Origin of the sequence: Stenotrophomonas maltophilia, from assembly GCF_002799245.1 — a bacterium.
Classification (GTDB): domain Bacteria; phylum Pseudomonadota; class Gammaproteobacteria; order Xanthomonadales; family Xanthomonadaceae; genus Stenotrophomonas; species Stenotrophomonas maltophilia_S.
Genome location: NZ_NEQV01000001.1, coordinates 15,902 through 32,150 on the forward strand (window position 1 = coordinate 15,902; position 16,249 = coordinate 32,150).

The 16,249-nt window shown below is 66.4% G+C and carries 16 protein-coding genes; 7 read left to right on the forward strand and 9 right to left on the reverse strand.

Annotation, left to right across the window (positions count from 1 at the left end):
* Positions 1-208: 208 nt before the first annotated feature.
* The gene (locus B9Y64_RS00100; protein WP_100439002.1) at positions 209-442 is read right to left on the reverse strand and encodes a hypothetical protein; all 234 of its coding nucleotides are present in this window, start codon (positions 440-442) and stop codon (positions 209-211) included.
* 172 nt (positions 443-614) lie between these two features.
* On the opposite strand from B9Y64_RS00100, the gene parE reads away from it, so the two are divergent.
* From parE to B9Y64_RS00115, 3 genes are all read left to right on the forward strand, one after another.
* A complete protein-coding gene (parE, locus tag B9Y64_RS00105) occupies positions 615-2,504 on the forward strand; it encodes a DNA topoisomerase IV subunit B (protein WP_100439003.1) in 1,890 nt (629 codons plus the stop codon).
* A 153-nt stretch (positions 2,505-2,657) separates the two neighbouring features.
* A complete protein-coding gene (locus B9Y64_RS00110) occupies positions 2,658-3,236 on the forward strand; it encodes a GNAT family N-acetyltransferase (RefSeq protein ID WP_100439004.1) in 579 nt (192 codons plus the stop codon).
* Positions 3,237-3,345: 109 nt separating this feature from the next.
* Positions 3,346-4,842 carry a S10 family peptidase gene (locus tag B9Y64_RS00115; RefSeq protein WP_100439005.1) on the forward strand — a complete coding sequence of 499 codons (1,497 nt, stop codon included), beginning with the start codon at positions 3,346-3,348 and terminating at the stop codon, positions 4,840-4,842.
* A gap of 280 nt (positions 4,843-5,122) precedes the next feature.
* Here the strand turns inward: B9Y64_RS00115 and B9Y64_RS00120 are convergent, their stop codons facing one another.
* Together B9Y64_RS00120 and B9Y64_RS00125 are read right to left on the reverse strand one after the other, a co-directional pair.
* A complete protein-coding gene (locus tag B9Y64_RS00120) occupies positions 5,123-6,244 on the reverse strand; it encodes an inorganic phosphate transporter (protein WP_057499497.1) in 1,122 nt (373 codons plus the stop codon).
* Positions 6,245-6,257: 13 nt separating this feature from the next.
* Positions 6,258-6,884 carry a DUF47 domain-containing protein gene (locus B9Y64_RS00125; RefSeq protein WP_004152833.1) on the reverse strand — a complete coding sequence of 209 codons (627 nt, stop codon included), beginning with the start codon at positions 6,882-6,884 and terminating at the stop codon, positions 6,258-6,260.
* 292 nt (positions 6,885-7,176) lie between these two features.
* Between B9Y64_RS00125 and B9Y64_RS00130 the strand changes: the two genes are divergently transcribed.
* Positions 7,177-8,481, forward strand: coding sequence for a hemolysin family protein (locus B9Y64_RS00130; protein WP_100439006.1), 1,305 nt, complete (start codon positions 7,177-7,179; stop codon positions 8,479-8,481).
* Positions 8,465-9,124 carry an exopolysaccharide biosynthesis protein gene (locus B9Y64_RS00135; protein ID WP_100439007.1) on the forward strand — a complete coding sequence of 220 codons (660 nt, stop codon included), beginning with the start codon at positions 8,465-8,467 and terminating at the stop codon, positions 9,122-9,124. The genes B9Y64_RS00130 and B9Y64_RS00135 overlap by 17 nt, the downstream gene beginning before the upstream one ends.
* 108 nt (positions 9,125-9,232) lie before the next feature.
* On the opposite strand, the gene B9Y64_RS00140 is transcribed toward B9Y64_RS00135, so the two are convergent.
* From B9Y64_RS00140 to B9Y64_RS00155, 4 genes are all read right to left on the reverse strand, one after another.
* The gene (locus B9Y64_RS00140) at positions 9,233-9,730 is read right to left on the reverse strand and encodes a pyridoxamine 5'-phosphate oxidase family protein (RefSeq protein ID WP_100439008.1); all 498 of its coding nucleotides are present in this window, start codon (positions 9,728-9,730) and stop codon (positions 9,233-9,235) included.
* Between the two features lie 68 nt (positions 9,731-9,798).
* Positions 9,799-10,794, reverse strand: coding sequence for an LLM class flavin-dependent oxidoreductase (locus B9Y64_RS00145; RefSeq protein ID WP_100439009.1), 996 nt, complete (start codon positions 10,792-10,794; stop codon positions 9,799-9,801).
* Between the two features lie 191 nt (positions 10,795-10,985).
* On the reverse strand, positions 10,986-11,753 hold the full coding sequence (locus B9Y64_RS00150) for a sulfurtransferase (RefSeq protein WP_100439010.1): 768 nt from the start codon (positions 11,751-11,753) through the stop codon (positions 10,986-10,988).
* A 134-nt stretch (positions 11,754-11,887) separates the two neighbouring features.
* Positions 11,888-12,253, reverse strand: coding sequence for a DUF6164 family protein (locus tag B9Y64_RS00155; protein ID WP_100439011.1), 366 nt, complete (start codon positions 12,251-12,253; stop codon positions 11,888-11,890).
* Between the two features lie 70 nt (positions 12,254-12,323).
* On the opposite strand from B9Y64_RS00155, the gene B9Y64_RS00160 reads away from it, so the two are divergent.
* Together B9Y64_RS00160 and B9Y64_RS00165 are read left to right on the forward strand one after the other, a co-directional pair.
* Positions 12,324-12,758: an FKBP-type peptidyl-prolyl cis-trans isomerase gene (locus B9Y64_RS00160; protein WP_100439012.1), complete on the forward strand. Its 435-nt coding sequence runs from the start codon at positions 12,324-12,326 to the stop codon at positions 12,756-12,758.
* Positions 12,745-13,992 carry a TIGR03862 family flavoprotein gene (locus B9Y64_RS00165; protein ID WP_100439013.1) on the forward strand — a complete coding sequence of 416 codons (1,248 nt, stop codon included), beginning with the start codon at positions 12,745-12,747 and terminating at the stop codon, positions 13,990-13,992. Before B9Y64_RS00160 ends, B9Y64_RS00165 begins: the two co-directional genes overlap by 14 nt.
* A 157-nt stretch (positions 13,993-14,149) precedes the next feature.
* Here B9Y64_RS00165 and B9Y64_RS00170 read toward each other — a convergent pair whose 3' ends face one another.
* Positions 14,150-14,611, reverse strand: a complete 462-nt coding sequence (locus B9Y64_RS00170; protein WP_100439014.1) for a GNAT family N-acetyltransferase — start codon at positions 14,609-14,611, stop codon at positions 14,150-14,152.
* A 5-nt stretch (positions 14,612-14,616) separates the two neighbouring features.
* Positions 14,617-16,239, reverse strand: coding sequence for an FMN-binding glutamate synthase family protein (locus tag B9Y64_RS00175; protein ID WP_100439015.1), 1,623 nt, complete (start codon positions 16,237-16,239; stop codon positions 14,617-14,619).
* Between the last annotated feature and the right edge of the window lie 10 nt (positions 16,240-16,249).

Consider the following 16,249-nt stretch of genomic DNA (forward strand, 5'->3'; position numbering starts at 1 on the left):
TGCGACCCGCCATGCTGGAAGCCACGCTTGGCCGCTCCAGCCCATTCGCAAATGGTGGACACGCACTTACTCCCGGAAAGCCATAGTTTACAGATTGATGGCCGCCAACCCAAGAGGCAGTTGCGGCAGTCACCCAAATAAAACGCCCCGCTGAGCGGGGCGTCGGGGGGCGAATCCCTTGCGGCAAGGGCTTCAGAGGGCGGAAGCGTTACTTCTTCTTCCGCGCCTCTTCTTCCTCTTCCTGCTGCGGGGCCGGCTGGCCCTGCGCCTTCATTTCGGCATTGGCCTGGGCACGGCGCTTGGCCTTGGCATCGGCTTCGGCCTGCGCCTTGTCGGCCTGGCTACCCTGCTGCGGGGCCGGCTGGCCGGCGTTCTGCGCCACCACCAGCGGTACTGCAACGGCGGCAGCGGCCAGGATCGCAATGGTCAGCAACTTCTTCATGAGGTCCTCCTCGCGGTATGGCTTGGACGTTTCGACCCAACGGGGGTCGCCGGCGTTCAGATTCCAGCGGCTGCCATTTTACCCCCTCTGCGTCGCCGAGACTGAACCGCAGGCGTGCAAATTCCTGTGCCAGACCCCACACTTGCCCGTCGCTCCAAGCTTTCGAAGACAGATGAACGCCCGCTATAACGCCGCCGATATTGAAGTCCTGTCCGGCCTTGACCCGGTCAAGCGCCGTCCCGGCATGTATACCGACACCGCGCGCCCGAACCACCTGGCGCAGGAAGTGATCGACAACTCGGTGGACGAGGCCCTCGCCGGCCACGCCCGCTCGATCGAGATCACCCTGTACAAGGACGGCAGCGTGGAGGTCAGCGATGACGGCCGTGGCATGCCGGTGGACATCCATCCGGAAGAGAAGATCCCGGGCGTCGAGCTGATCCTGACCCGCCTGCATGCAGGCGGCAAGTTCAACAACAACAACTACACCTTCTCCGGCGGCCTGCACGGCGTCGGCGTCAGCGTGGTCAACGCGCTGTCGACCCTGGTGGAGGTACACATCAAGCGCGAAGGTGCCGAACACCGCATCACCTTCCGCAACGGCGACCGCGCCACTCCGCTGGAAGTGGTCGGCACCGTCGGCAAGAAGAACACCGGTACCCGCGTGCGCTTCTGGCCGGACCCGAAGTACTTCGATACGCCCAAGTTCGCGGTGCGCGCGCTGAAGCACCTGCTGCGCGCCAAGGCCGTGCTGTGCCCGGGCCTGACCGTGAAGCTGACCGACGAAGCCACCGGTGAAGTCGATACCTGGTACTACGAAGATGGCCTGCGTGATTACCTGAAGCTGGAACTGGGCGAGCGTGAATCGTTGCCGGCCGACCTGTTCGTCGGCAACCTGAAGAAGGACACCGAGGTGGTGGACTGGGCCGTGGCCTGGCTGCCGGAAGGCGAGCTGGTGCAGGAAAGCTACGTCAACCTGATTCCCACCGCCCAGCACGGCACCCACGTCAACGGCCTGCGTACCGGCCTGACCGAGGCGCTGCGTGAATTCTGCGACTTCCGCAACCTGCTGCCGCGTGGCGTCAAGCTGGCCCCGGAAGACGTGTGGGACCGCGTCTCGTTCGTGCTGTCGCTGAAGATGACCGACCCGCAGTTCAGCGGCCAGACCAAGGAACGCCTGTCCTCTCGCCAGGCGGCCGGCTTCGTCGAAGGCGCCGCCCACGATGCCTTCAGCCTGCTGCTGAACCAGAACGTGGAACTGGGCGAGAAGATCGCGCAGATCGCCATCGAGCGCGCCAGTGCGCGCCTGAAGACCGAAAAGCTGGTCGTCCGCAAGAAGGTCACCCAGGGCCCGGCCCTGCCTGGCAAGCTGGCCGACTGCATCAGCCAGGACCTGTCGCGCACCGAACTGTTCCTGGTGGAAGGTGACTCGGCAGGCGGCAGCGCCAAGCAGGCGCGCGACAAGGACTTCCAGGCGATCCTGCCGCTGCGCGGCAAGATCCTCAACACCTGGGAAGTCTCGTCCAACAGCGTGCTGGCCTCGGAAGAAGTGCACAACCTGGCCGTGGCCATCGGCTGCGACCCGGGCAAGGACGACATCACCGGCCTGCGTTACGGCAAGGTGATCATCCTGGCCGACGCCGACTCGGACGGCCTGCATATCGCCACCCTGTTGACCGCGCTGTTCCTGAAGCATTTCCCGGCGCTGGTCGATGCCGGCCACGTGTTCGTGGCGATGCCGCCGCTGTTCCGCATCGACGTGGGCAAGCAGGTGTTCTACGCCCTGGATGAGGAAGAAAAGCGCTCGATGCTGGACAAGATCGAACGCGAGAAGATCAAGGGCGCCATCAACGTGACCCGCTTCAAGGGCCTTGGCGAAATGAACCCCCCGCAGCTGCGCGAGTCGACCATCCATCCGGATACGCGCCGCCTGGTGCAGCTGACCGTGGACGATGGCGAGCAGACCCGCTCGCTGATGGACATGCTGCTGGCCAAGAAGCGCGCCTCCGACCGCAAGGGCTGGCTGGAGTCGAAGGGCGACCTCGCCTCCCTGGAAGTCTGACTCCCGCAGCCCTCCTGTAGAGCCGAGCCCACGCTCGGCTGCATTCCGCGCCGTGCCGGGCAGCCGAGCATCGGCTCGGCTCTACAGAGATCCCGCCCCCATCTGCAAACCCGGCGGCGCCATAATGCGCGTCCATCCGCGTGGACCACCGTATTGGCCAGCCACTCGCTGCTGTTCCCCGGCCTGCCGCTGCACAGTGCACGGCTGGTCCTGAGCCCGATCCGCCGTGACGACACCGCCGCGTTGTTCACATTGCAGTCCAACCCGGATGTGATGCGCTGGTGGAATCATCCGGCCTGGACGCGGCAGGCCGAAGCGCGCGAGCAGATCGACGATGATCTCGCCGCCCATGCCATCGGCACCCAGCTGAAGCTGGCCGTGCGCGAATCGCTGGACGGCCCGCTGCTGGGCATCTGCGTGGTGTTCGCGGTGGACCGGGATGCAGCGCGCGCCGAGATCGGCTACCTGCTGGCACCTGATCGCCAGGGCCAGGGCTATATGCACGAAGCCCTGCAACAGGTACTGGCCTACCTGTTCCGCACCCTGCACCTGCATCGTGTGGAAGCCGAGATCGACCCGCGCAATGCACCCTCCGCGCACGTACTCGAACGCCTGGGATTCCACCGCGAGGGGGTGCTTCGCCAGCGCTGGCGCATCCAGGGGGAACTGGCCGACTCGGCCGTCTACGGCCTGCTGGCCGATGACGAAGCGGCAGCCACCCTACCCGCTTGACCCAATCTGGCCAGTAGCGGCCCTGAGGCACGGCCATGCCTTTGGACACATACGGCATGGCCCGCCACCGGCCTAGCATCGGAACCCCTTCCGCTGCCGATCCGGTGCCATGAAGTCCCTGCTGCACACTGCCGCGCTCTGCGTCGGCCTGCTCATCGCCCCTGCCAGCGTACTGGCTGCGCCCGACGCCGACGCCAAGCCCGACCCGAAAGACGACAAGACCGAGGCACCTGCGCTGCCCGCGGACGCCTCGGCCCGCCAGAGCCTGCGCCTGGCCGGCCGCACCCTCGACTACACCGCCACCGTCGGCACCCTGCCGGTACGCGATGCCAAGGGCAAGGTGATCGCCGACGTGGTGTTCACCGCCTACACGATGCCGGGCAAGGACCGGCCGGTGACCTTCGCGCTCAATGGCGGCCCCGGGGCATCGTCGGTGTACCTCAACATGGGCGCGATCGGGCCCAAGGTAGTGACCTTCGGCTCCGAGGGTGACAGCGCATCGGCGCCGGCCACCCTGCACGACAACCCGGGCACCTGGCTGGACTTCACCGATCTGGTGTTCATCGATCCGGTCGGCACCGGCTTCAGCCGCGCACGCATCGGCGACGACGAGGCCAAGAAGGCGCTGTACAACCCCAGTGCCGACATCGAATACCTGTCACGCTCGATCTACGACTGGCTGCTGCGCAACCAGCGCATGGCGTCGCGCAAGTACCTGACCGGCGAGAGCTATGGTGGCTACCGTGGCCCGCGCATCACCCACTTCCTGCAGACCCGGCTGGGCGTGGCGATGAACGGCCTGGTGCTGGTCTCGCCCTATCTGAGCCCGACCCTGGAAGACAACGCCGATGTGTCGCCGATGGCGTGGATGCAGACGCTGCCGTCGATCGCCGCAGCGCACCTGGAGCGCCAGGGCAAGCTGACCGACGCCGCGATGCAGGAGGTGGTGGAATACACCCGTGGTGACTATGCCACCGCGTTGATGAAGGGCCGCAGCGATCCGCAGGCGACCGAAGCGATGCTGCGCCGGGTGACCGAACTGACCGGGCTGGATCCGCAGTTCGTGCGCCGTGCCGGTGGTCGCCTGGAAACCCAGGCCTACCTGCGCGAAGTGTTCCGCGACAAGGGCACGCTGGGCAGCCGTTACGACTCCAACGTGACCGCCTTCGATCCGTTCCCGAATGATCCGGAGCAGCGCGCCAACGATCCGCTGCTGGACAGCATCATCGCGCCAACCACCACGGCGATGGTCGACTTCGTGACGCGCGTGGTCGGCTGGAAGGTGGACGCACGCTACCAGGCACTGAACTACGACGTGAACCGCCTGTGGGACCGCAACGGTGAGCTGCGCCAGGGCGCGGTGACCCAGCTGCGCCAGGCGGTGGCGATCGATCCGCACCTGCAGGTGCTGATCGTGCACGGCTGGAACGACCTGTCGTGCCCGTTCATGGGTTCGATCCTGACCGTGGACCAGATGCCGACGATGGGCAGCAATCCCAACCGGGTGCAGGTGCGCAGCTATCCGGGCGGGCATATGTTCTACAGCCGGGCCGACAGCCAGGCGGCGTTCCGCAAGGATGTGCAGGCGCTGTTCCAGCGTAACTGAGAGGGCCGGCCGGGCCTGCGGCCCGGCACCCGCCGGATCAACGGCAACTGCAACGGCAACGTCAAAAGCAGGGTTTCCGTGGGCTGGCGAGGTTCCTGCTGCTGTTGGTGGGTGCCGACCGTTGGTCGGCTGCTTGTGGGTGCCGACCGTTGGTCGGCACGCTGGATATGAATAATGATCTGCCACAAAAAAAGCCCGCCGGAATCCGGCGGGCTTTTTCTTTTCCGGGGTCAGATCCCTTTTCCGCAGGGAAAGGGATCTGACCCCAAGGCTGCGGGCGTCAGGTCCAGCCGAACAGTTCGAACAACTTCAGGATCAGGTAGGCACAGCCGCCGGCCGCCGGGATGGTCAGGATCCAGGCCCAGACGATGCGTTCGATCACGCCGAACTTCAGCGAGCGCGGGTTCTTGGCAAAGCCAACGCCCATGATCGCGGTGGAGATGCTGTGCGTGGTCGAGACCGGCATGCCGAAGTGGGCGGCCAGGGTCAGGATGGTGGCCGAGCTGGTCTCCGCGGCGAAGCCGTGGATCGGGTGCAGCTTGACCATCTTGTGGCCCAGGGTCTTGATGATCTTCCAGCCGCCCGAGGCGGTACCGGCCGCCATCACCACCGCACAGGTCAGCACGATCCACATCGCGATGCCGTCACCGGCGTGCGCGTCCGGGTGCATGAAGGCCAGCCAGGACGGCAGGTCGTTCAGTGCGCCGGTGGCTTCGGCACCAATCAGCGTCATGGCGATGATGCCCATGGTCTTCTGCGCGTCGTTGTGGCCGTGGGCGAAACCCATGTAGGCCGCCGAGGCGATCTGCGCCTTGCCGAAGAAGGCATTGACGATGCGCGGGCGGGCCAGGCGGCCGATGGCACCACCGATCTTGGCCAGGCCGGCGATCAGCGCCCACAGCAGCACCATCACTACGATGCCAAGCAGGAAGCCGGCGATCGGCGAGGTGATCATCGGCACGAACACCTTCCACAGCAGGCCCTTGTTCTGTGCCCAGCTGCCCAGCCGCTCGGACCAGATCAGTGCGTCCCAGTTGTTGTGGGCCGCGGCCAGGCCAGCGCCGCAGAGGCCGCCGATCAGTGCATGCGAGGACGAGGACGGCAGCCCCTTCCACCAGGTGATCAGGTTCCAGATGATGCCGCCCAGCAGGGCGCACAGGATCACCTGCGGGGTGACGTCGACCACGTTGGTGTTGAGCAGGCCCGAAGCGATGGTCAGCGCCACCGCAGTACCGGTCAGCGCACCGAGGAGATTCATGAAGGCGGCCAGCATCACCGCCCAACCGGGCGAGAGCACCTTGGTCGCCACCACGGTGGCAATGGAGTTGGCGGTGTCGTGGAAGCCGTTGATGAACTCGAAAACGAGTGCGGCCAGGATCACCACCAGGACAAGGGTCAACATGCGGCGGCGTCCGTCAGCTGTTCTTCAACACGATCTGGTACGCCACCACGCCGGCCTCGCGGCAACGGTCGATGGCCTTTTCCAGGATCTCGAAGAATTCCTTCAGCAGGAACATCTGCAGGTTGTCCAGGCGGCCCGAATAGATGTCGCGGTACAGCTCGAGCATCAGGCGGTCGGCCTCGTTCTCCAGCGAACGCAGCTTCTCGTTGAGCGCGGTCATCCGGTCCAGGTTCATGTGGCGCAGGTCGGCCACCATCTCCACCACCACGCCGGCGGCCTGTTCCAGCATCGCCGCGCGCGGCGCGAAGTCGATGTGTTCCAGGTGGGTCGTGGCCAGCGAGTAGCGATCGGCGAACTTCTCGATCTGCTTCGGAATCTTGTACAGCGCCGAGCCCAGCGCTTCGATGTCTTCGCGCTCGATCGGGGTCATGAAGCTGTCCACCAGCGCCTGGCTGATCTTGTCCGAGGCCGCGCGTTCGCGCAGGCGGGCCAGCTTGAAAGCGTCCAGCGCGGGCTGGCGGTCTGCCTCGCGCAGCATGGAATGCAGCGCCTTGGCGGCGTCGGAAGCCGCGACGGCAGCCTCATCGAGCAGGGTGTAGAACTGTTTGCCGGAACCGAAAATGGTCTGCAGAGAGAACATTGAGAAACCTGTCAGCCGTCGCGGGAAGGACGGCACCAGATGGAATTATGACGGCTAGATGACCATCACGGGTATCCCCGCGCCCTTCCGGGGCTCTGGAACCCCAAACCTGAACAGGCGGTTGCCACCCTGCCACGCCCCTTTGCTAAGATGCCTGCGCGCCTTCGGGCGCACCTTATGGACGACGACCCTTATCCCCCTGCGCCGCGCCGGACCCTGTTCCTGAGCGCCAGCCGCCATCGCCAGCACCCGCCCTCCCTGCCACCAACCGGGGACGACGCCCGTGTTTGAAATGATCCTGATTGTCTTCGCGCTTGTTCTGCTGAACGGCTTCTTCGCCATGTCCGAGATGTCGGTCATGACCTCGCGCAAGAGCCGCCTGAAGCAGATGGCCGCCACCTCCAAGCGGGCCGCCAAGGCGCTGGAGCTGTCGGAGAAGCCGGAGAGCTTCCTGTCCACCGTGCAGATCGGCATCACCGTGATCGGCGTGCTGACCGGCTACCTCGGCGGCGAAGCGCTGGGTGAAGCATTCGCCGGCTGGATCCAGGGCCTGATGCCGGGCTTCGCCTATGCCGGCAACGTCGGCACCGCGCTGGCGGTCAGCCTGATCACCTTCATCACCCTGATTTTCGGCGAACTGGTGCCCAAGCGCCTGGCACTGACCCGCTCCGAGGCCATTGCCGGCCTGGTGGCGATGCCGATGAGCTGGCTGGCCAAGCTGGCCCTGCCCTTCGTCTGGCTGCTGTCCAAGACCACCCAGCTGGTACTGCGCCTGTTCGGCCTGGGCAAGGATGAAGTCGCCTCGGTGACTGAAGAAGAAATCCGCATGCTGGTGGCCGAAAGCCACGAGGCCGGCGTGATCGACGCCCACGAGCGCGACATGATGAACCGCGTCATGCGCCTGGGCGACCGCACCGCCGACAGCCTGATGACTCCGCGCAACCGCATCGCCTGGCTGGACACCCAGGCCGGGCTGGAGCGCAACCTGGAAATCATGGCCGAGCACGAGTTCTCGCGCTACCCGGTGCTGCGCGACAACGACATGGACGTGGTCGGCGTGCTTGAACTGAAATCGCTGGCCACGCGCATGGCGCGCGGTGACAACGCGCTGTTCCAGACCCTGCGCGAACCGCTGTACGTCTCCGAATCGACCCACGCAATGAAGCTGCTGGAGATCTTCCGCGAGGAACAGCAGTCGATGGCGCTGGTGGTGGACGAGTACGGCGAGATCCAGGGCCTGGTGACCATCAGCGACCTGATGGGCGCCGTGGTCGGCCGCCTGCAGGCGGTGGAGAACGCCGACGAAGATGCGCTGGTGGTGACCCGCGAAGACGGTTCGCTGCTGGTGGACGGCTCGCTGCCGATCGAGGACCTGCGCGAGCTGATCGGCAGCAACGACCTGCCCGATGCCGAGGACGGCGACTACTACACGCTGGCCGGCATGTGCATCCACTACTTCGGCCGCATCCCGCACGCAGGCGAGTACTTCGACTGGGCGGGCTGGCGCTTCGAGGTGGTCGATCTGGACGGTGCGCGGGTGGACAAGCTGCTGCTGCGCACGCTGTCCGACGAGCAGGCCGATGAGCTCACCGCCTGAGGCCGGCCAGGGTCCGGGCGATGAGCGCCCGACCTACCGCAACGAGGGCATCCGTACCCTGCTGGAGATGTTCGCCTCCGGCGATCCCGCCGAGCACATGCCGCTCGGCCAGATCCTCAGCAACCTGCAGCAGAGCGCGTTTGGCGTGTTCCTGTTCGTGGCGATCCTGCCATCGTTCATCCCGATCCCGGGCATGGGCGGTGCAGTCAGTGGCCCGCTGGTGATCCTGATCGGCCTGCAGATGCTGTGCTGCCTGCGCCGCCCCTGGCTGCCCGGCTTCATCGCCCGCCGCGGCCCCAGGCGCAGCACCATGCACCGCTTCCTCGACCGCATCGACCGCCCGCTGCGGCGCCTGGACAAGATGCTGACGCCACGCCTGCCGCAGCTGCTGACACCACTGCCGGCACACGCCTTCAGCGGCCTGCTGCTGGTGCTGCTGGGCATCCTGCTGTCGCTGCCGATTCCGTTCACCAACTTCCTGTTCGGCTTCCAGCTGTTGCTGTTCGCCCTGGCGCTGCTGGAGCGCGATGGCGCCCTGATGCTGTTCAACTGGATCGCAGCGTTGGCGGCGATCGCCTTCTTCGGTTTCAGTTCGGGGCAGCTGGTGGGCTATACGGTGGAGCTGTTCCAGCGTTGGTTCTGAAGCCGGAATTCTCCGGGCACACCCCATCCACGCATGGCGTGGATCTACTGGGGGGATGCGGGTATCTGGATTCAGTAGATCCACGCCATGCGCGGATGGGGCGCGCCCTCAGCGCAGATCGATGAAGCCGTTGTCGGCCAACGACGCCGGCTCATCCTGCACGGCCGACAGCACGAAATTCAGCGCGGTCCCCAGCAGCGTGCCCGGCCCATCCCAGTACTCGGCCGAGTCGGCGCGCACCTGGATCAGGCGCAGGTTCGGGTCGTCCTTGCCACCCGGAAAGAACAGCTTCATCGCCGGCGACCACAGCTCCTCGATCTTCGCGCGGTCGTCGACGATGCGCGCACGCCCTGCCACCGACACATAGGTGTTCTTCGAAGGCGAAGCGTAGGCCACGTTGACGTGCGGATCGAGCGCGATCTCGGCCACCTTCGGGCTGTCGGCAGTGATGACGAACCACAGGTCACCATCGAAGCTGACCTGCTGGGTGGCCAGCGGCCGGCTGTAGAGCCGTCCGTCGACGCCGGTGGTGGTGAACATCGCCACCTCCACGTCCTTGATCAGTTCCGCCAGTTGGGCGATGTGTTCGGCGCGGGTGTCAGCCATGGGGGGGCTCCATTGGTGTGAGCCCCCATCAGACGCGCTTCGGCTGCAATGGGCCGTGACGCAATTGTTCAGCCCGCGTGGCGGGCGTGCCAGGCCTGCATGGCCAGTTCAAACGAGCGCAGGCGCGCGCGGTGGTCATACAGGTTGGCGGTGAGCATCAGCTCATCCGGCTTGTGGCGTTCGACGAAGGCGGCGATGCCTTCCGCCACCTGCTGCGGATCGCCCAGCACGGTACAGGCCAGCGCCCGCTCCACCCCCAGTTTTTCATGCGGCTCCCAGAAGGCCTCGATGTCGTCGATCGGCGCGGGAATCTTGCCCGGCCGGCCACGCCGCAGGTTCACGAAACTCTGCTGCTGGCTGGTGAACAGACGGCGCGATTCGGCCTCGCTGTCGCTGGCGACAACGTTCAGCGCCAGCATCGCGTGCGGTTGTTTCAACGTCGCCGAGGGGCGGAACTCGCGGCGGTACACCGCAAGCGCTTCGTCCATCACGTCGGGTGCGAAGTGCGAGGCGAATGCATATGGCAGGCCCATCGAGGCGGCCATGCGCGCGCCGAACAGGCTCGAACCAAGGATCCAGGTCGGCACCCGCAGGCCCCCACCCGGAACGGCCTGCACCGCCTGCCCGGGCTGCACCGGCTCGAAGTAGTGCAGCAGCTCGCGCACGTCCTGCGGGAACTGGTCGGCGCTGTCGAAATAGCGGCGCAATGCACGCGCGGTCGGCTGGTCGGTGCCCGGCGCACGGCCCAGGCCGAGGTCGATGCGGTCCGGATACAGCGAGGCCAGCGTGCCGAACTGCTCGGCCACCTGCAGCGGTGCATGGTTGGGCAGCATGATCCCACCGGCACCGACACGGATGCGCTGGGTGCCGCCCGCCACGTGGCCGATCAGCACGGCGGTAGCGGCGCTGGCGATGCCGGGCATGTTGTGGTGTTCGGCCAGCCAGTAGCGGCGGTAGCCCAGCGCATCGGCGTGCTGCGCCAGTTCCAGCATGTTGGCAAAGGCGGCGGTGGTGTCACTGCCCTCGCAGACCGGGGCCAGGTCAAGGATCGACAACGGGATCATCAGGCGTTTTTCCGTCACAGGATCCCCCATGCATGGGGTCGGCCGGGCGCGGCGGCCAGTGACGGTGGCAGGATGCTGATTCCCGTGGGGCGGGTTCAGGGCCCGCCGGATCGTGTAGAGCCGAGCCCATGCTCGGCTGCCTTTCGTCGACAGAAAGCAGCCGAGCATGGGCTCGGCACTACAGGAGGGGGTCAGAACGCGCTGGGACGTGGCTCCGGCAGCGGCTGGTCGACCATCGGCTTCAGTTCGGCATCCAGCGCGACGCGCTCATCGAACACGAAGCAGCGGCCTTCGTAGCCTTCGCCGCCCACCTCCTCGAAGTAGCCGAGGATGCCGCCATCGAGCTGCAGCACATTGTCCATGCCGTCGTTGACCATCCACAGCGCAGCCTTCTCGCAGCGGATGCCGCCGGTGCAGAAACTGACCACGGTGCTGTCCTTCAGCGCTTCGCGGTGCAGCGCCAGCGCCTCGGGCAGGTCGGTGAACTTGTGGATGGGCAACACCAGCGCATACTTGAAGGTGCCGTATTCCACTTCCTGCAGGTTGCGCGTATCGAGCATCACCACCGGCTTGCCGGCGTCATCGTGCCCCTGCCGCAACCAGCGCTGCACGGTGGCCGGATCAACCGCCGGTGCGCGCGGATAGTCCAGCGGCTGGCCGTCATCACGGCGGAAGCTGATGATCTCGTCCTTCACCTTGGCCTTCAGCCGCGCGAACGGCTGGTGCTCGCTCAGGCTGGTCTTGACCCGCATGTCGGCAAAGCGCGCATCGGCATGCAGCGCCGCATAGAAGTCCTCGACCGCCTCCGGCGCACCGGCCAGGAACAGGTTCAGTCCCTCGCCCGCCACCAGGATCGTGCCGCGCAGCTGCGCCGCCTCGGCGCGCGCCAGCAGCTGGTCGCACAGGGCCTGGGGAGCGTCGATGACGGCGAAATGGTAGGCAGCGGTATTGGCGATCATGCCGCCATTTTAGCGCCAGACCGCCCCAGGGTCAGATTTGCCCGTTCATCCCCGCAGGGCGCGGATCTACTGCAGCTCGACAGATCCAGCGGTCAGAGCCCTCTGCGCAGCAGAAGGATCCGACCCCGCTCCCCTTACCCCCGCAGCAGCACGAACGGCAGCAGCACCAACGCCGCCGCGCCCGCCATCCCCAGCAGTACCAGCACCACGAACACCGGCCGGCGCCGGAACAGGCTGCCGAAGGTTTCCGCCGTGCCATCACGCAACGCCTGCTCGCGCTCGGCCCGCACGCGCACGCCGCGCGCTGCCTGGTACTCCGCCATCAGCGCCTTCGCACGCGGATGATCGGTGTCCTCGCGCAGCCATAGGCCGCCATTGGAAATGCCCCAGGGGCTGGGTTCGGTGCGATACCAGGCGATGCCGTGCTGGTCGAGCAGCGTGCAGACATCGGCATATTCGTCGTCGCCGACATTGCGCAGATTGAGCAGGAGTTTTGCCATGCCCCCATGATACCCGGCGCCGATGCGCTACCCTTGCCGCCCTCACCCTGCGCCCTTCCGGAGACGCCCGATGCGCCGCCTGCTGCTTCCCCTGCTGCTGTCCCTCGCCGCCGCCGGCTGCTCGACCGAACCGTCCGGCCCGCCGCCCGGCGGCACCCTGACCACCTTCGAGCGCATCGATACCGTGCCCGGCACCGGCGCCGAAGCCGTCTCCGGCAGCAAGGTGACCGTGCACTACACCGGCTGGATCTACGACAACCGCACCGGAACCAAGCACGGCAAGACCTTCGACAGCTCGGTCAGCCGTGGCGAACCGTTCACCTTCGCGCTCGGCGCCGGCCAGGTCATCCGTGGCTGGGACGAGGGCGTGGCGGGCATGAAGGTCGGCGGCAAGCGCACGCTGATGATCCCGCCGGATTACGGCTATGGTGACCGCCGGGTCGGCCCGATTCCGGCCGGTTCGTCGCTGGTGTTCGATGTCGAGCTGCTCGATGTCAAACCGTAATACCGCAACGCCCCATCGGGTCGCCGTCATCGGCGGTGGCCCGGCCGGCCTGTTCGCCGCCGAGCGCCTGCGCGCCGCTGGCCTGGAGGTCGACCTGTATGAGGCCAAGGGTTCGCCCGGCCGCAAGTTCCTGATCGCCGGCAAGGGGGGCCTCAACCTCACCCATTCCGATCCGCGGCCGCTGTTCGACAGCCGCTACCGCGAGCAGTCCACTGCGGTGGGCCGCTGGCTGGACGGCTTCGACGCGCAGGCACTGCGCGACTGGGCCGCCGGCTTTGGCGTGGAGACCTATGTGGGCAGCTCAGGCCGCGTGTTCCCGGTCGACCGCAAGGCAGCGCCACTGCTGCGCGGCTGGGTGCGACGACTGAAGGAACAGGGCGTGCGCCTGCATGCCAATCACCGCTGGATCGGCTGGGGCAACGACGGCGCGCTGCGCTTGGCCACCGAAGCGGGCGGGATTGAAGTCCACGCCGATGCCACGGTGCTGGCAATGGGCGGCGGCAGCTGGCCTCAACTGGGCAGTGATGGCGCCTGGGTCGCGCCCCTGCAGGCGTGTGGCGTGGACATCGCGCCGCTGCAGTCGGCCAACTGCGGTTTCGACCTGGACTGGACTCCGTTCTTCGCCCAGCGCAATGCTGGCGCGCCGCTGAAGCCGGTCGTCGCGCACTGGATCGACCTGGCCGGCCAATCGCAGTCGCTGCAGGGCGAATGCGTGGTCAGCGAATACGGCATCGAAGGCAGCCTGGTCTATGCACTGGCGGCAGACCTGCGCGAGACCATCAACCGCGATGGCCACGCCATGCTGTGGCTGGACCTGGTTCCGGGCCGCGACGAGGCGCGCCTGCTGGCCGAGCTGTCGCGCCCGCGCAAGGGCCGCAGCTTCGGCGAGCACCTGCGTCGCCAGGCCGGGCTGGATGCGGTGAAGTCGGCGCTGGTGTTCGAAATCCTGGGCAAGGACGCAGGCCATGACCTGCCTGCCGTGGTCGCCACGCTCAAGCGTCTGCCACTGCGCCTGCAACGGCCACGGCCGATGGCCGAAGTGATCAGTACCGCCGGCGGCGTGCGCCTGGAGGCGCTGGATGATGGCCTGATGCTGCGGGCAATGCCCGGCGTGTTCTGTGCCGGAGAGATGCTGGACTGGGAGGCGCCCACGGGGGGTTACCTGTTGACCGCGTGCTACGCCAGCGGCCTGCGGGCCGCCGAGGGCGTGATCGGGTGGCTGGCAGGGCGGTAGGCTCTGTTCTGTAGGGCCGAGCCCACGCTGGGATTGAATCAACAGCAGCCGAGCGTGGGCTCGGCTCTACAACATGAGGCAGCCGAGCATGGGCTCGGCTCTACAACATGAGGCAGCCGGGCGTGGGCTCGGCTCTACACAAGCAGGAAGCAGGCACTCACCACGGCCTGCGCATGCTCACCGAGGCCAACGCCACACCGCTGGGATGCGGATAGGCTTCGTCGCGCACGCTGACAAATCCCTGTCGTTGATAGAACGGCACGGCATTGAGCGAGGCCGACAGCACCACCTCACGCCCAGGATCAGCCATCGCCAACAGGCGCTGCATCAGCGCCTGGCCGATCCCCTTGCCGCCACGATCCGGGTCGACGAACAGCGCGTCGATTTCATTGGCATCGGCATCGAACACGCCGAAACCGAGCAGGCCACCCTGCCCGTCCTCGGCCACCACGCAACCGCCCTGCTCCAGCAGCCGCGTGTACTGGGACGGCGGCGGCGAGGCCGACCATGGCGCGATGACCTCCGGTGGATAATGGCTGCTGCAGGTTTCGCGCACACAGCGCGTTCGCAGCGCCCACAGCGCATCGACGTCTTCGCTGGTGCCGGTCCTGAACTGCATGGCATTTACCGCGACTTGCTGGCACGCAGCGCCTGGATCTTCGGCGGCGGCTGGAACGAATCGCTGCGCGCATCGGCCCAGAACGCATGGAATACCGCATGGTCCGGCACCTTGTGCAGCAGCTCGCCCGGTTCCAGGTAGCGGTACAGCGAGGCCAGCGAACGGATTTCCACCGGAGAGACACGGCGCAGGATGTGCTCCGGCCCCAGCTCGGCCGGATCGTTCAGGCCCGCGGCACACAACAGTTCCTTCAAGGCATGCAGCGTGTGCTCGTGGTAGCTGTGCACACGGGTCGCCTTGTCTGCTGCATCCAGGTGCTTCCAGCGCGCCGGGTCCTGGGTGGCGATGCCGGTTGGGCACTTGTCCGTATGGCAGCTCAGCGACTGGATGCAGCCCAGCGCGAACATAAAGCCGCGGCCAGCATTGCACCAGTCGGCGCCGAGCGCGATGGTGCGGGCGATATCGAATGCGCTGGTGATCTTGCCGGCTGCACCGATGCGGATGCGCTCGCGAAGATCCAGGCCGACCAGGGTGTTGTGCACCAGCAGCAGTGCTTCGTGCATCGGTACGCCGACATGATCGACGAATTCGGCCGGCGCCGCGCCGGTGCCTCCCTCGGCTCCGTCGACCACGATGAAGTCCGGCAGCAGCCCGGTTTCCTGCATCGCCTTGGCGATGCCGAACCATTCCCAGGGGTGGCCGATGGCCAGCTTGAAACCGACCGGCTTGCCACCGGACAGCTCGCGCAGGCGGGCCACGAACTGCAGCAGCTCGACCGGCGTCGAGAATGCCGAATGGCGCGACGGCGATACGCAGTCCACGCCCATCGGCACGCCACGGGTCACCGATATCTCGGCGGTCACCTTCGGTGCCGGCAGCACGCCGCCGTGGCCCGGCTTGGCCCCCTGCGACAGCTTGATCTCGATCATCCTGACCTGGTCGTGGGTGGCGTTGGCAACGAAGCGCTCTTCGCTGAACCCCCCCTTCTCGTCACGGCAACCGAAGTAGCCCGAGCCGATCTCCCAGACCAGATCGCCGCCCATCTCGCGGTGGTAGGGCGAAATCGAACCTTCGCCGGTGTCGTGATAGAAACCACCGCGTCGTGCGCCTTCGTTCAGTGCGCGAATCGCATTGGCCGACAGCGAGCCGAAGCTCATCGCCGAGATATTGAACACGCTGGCCGAATAGGGCTTCGCACAGTTGGCGCCGATCAGCACGCGGAAATCGTGCTTGGCGATGGCGGTCGGCGCCAGCGAGTGGTTGATCCACTCGTAATCCACTGCATAGGTACTGCGCAGGGTGCCGAACGGCACCGTGTCCATCTCGTTCTTGGCGCGCTGGTAGATCAGCGCACGCTGCTGGCGCGAGAACGGCACGTCTTCCAGGTCGCTCTGCACGAAGTACTGGCGGATTTCCGGGCCGATTGATTCCAGGCCGTAGCGGAAATGCGCCATCACCGGATAGTTGCGGCGCAGCGTGCTGCGCTTCTGCAGCAGGTCCCAGGTCCCCAGCGCCACCATCGCGGCAGTCAGGCCGACGCCCCAGTACCAGGCCGGCCAGATCGTGGCCAACCACAGGCAGATGGGAAACATCAGGATGGCGAGCAGGTAGACGATATACCGGTGCATGGCGTTCCTT

Bases quoted from the DNA above. Each gene is read 5' to 3' on its own strand.
- B9Y64_RS00100 (WP_100439002.1), bottom strand. From the start codon at position 442: ATGAAGAAGTTGCTGACCATTGCGATCCTGGCCGCTGCCGCCGTTGCA.
- parE (WP_100439003.1), top strand. From the start codon at position 615: ATGAACGCCCGCTATAACGCCGCCGATATTGAAGTCCTGTCCGGCCTT.
- B9Y64_RS00115 (WP_100439005.1), top strand. From the start codon at position 3,346: ATGAAGTCCCTGCTGCACACTGCCGCGCTCTGCGTCGGCCTGCTCATC.
- B9Y64_RS00120 (WP_057499497.1), bottom strand. From the start codon at position 6,244: ATGTTGACCCTTGTCCTGGTGGTGATCCTGGCCGCACTCGTTTTCGAG.
- B9Y64_RS00125 (WP_004152833.1), bottom strand. From the start codon at position 6,884: ATGTTCTCTCTGCAGACCATTTTCGGTTCCGGCAAACAGTTCTACACC.
- B9Y64_RS00130 (WP_100439006.1), top strand. From the start codon at position 7,177: ATGATCCTGATTGTCTTCGCGCTTGTTCTGCTGAACGGCTTCTTCGCC.
- B9Y64_RS00135 (WP_100439007.1), top strand. From the start codon at position 8,465: ATGAGCTCACCGCCTGAGGCCGGCCAGGGTCCGGGCGATGAGCGCCCG.
- B9Y64_RS00140 (WP_100439008.1), bottom strand. From the start codon at position 9,730: ATGGCTGACACCCGCGCCGAACACATCGCCCAACTGGCGGAACTGATC.
- B9Y64_RS00145 (WP_100439009.1), bottom strand. From the start codon at position 10,794: ATGATCCCGTTGTCGATCCTTGACCTGGCCCCGGTCTGCGAGGGCAGT.
- B9Y64_RS00150 (WP_100439010.1), bottom strand. From the start codon at position 11,753: ATGATCGCCAATACCGCTGCCTACCATTTCGCCGTCATCGACGCTCCC.
- B9Y64_RS00155 (WP_100439011.1), bottom strand. From the start codon at position 12,253: ATGGCAAAACTCCTGCTCAATCTGCGCAATGTCGGCGACGACGAATAT.
- B9Y64_RS00160 (WP_100439012.1), top strand. From the start codon at position 12,324: ATGCGCCGCCTGCTGCTTCCCCTGCTGCTGTCCCTCGCCGCCGCCGGC.
- B9Y64_RS00165 (WP_100439013.1), top strand. From the start codon at position 12,745: ATGTCAAACCGTAATACCGCAACGCCCCATCGGGTCGCCGTCATCGGC.
- B9Y64_RS00170 (WP_100439014.1), bottom strand. From the start codon at position 14,611: ATGCAGTTCAGGACCGGCACCAGCGAAGACGTCGATGCGCTGTGGGCG.
- B9Y64_RS00175 (WP_100439015.1), bottom strand. From the start codon at position 16,239: ATGCACCGGTATATCGTCTACCTGCTCGCCATCCTGATGTTTCCCATC.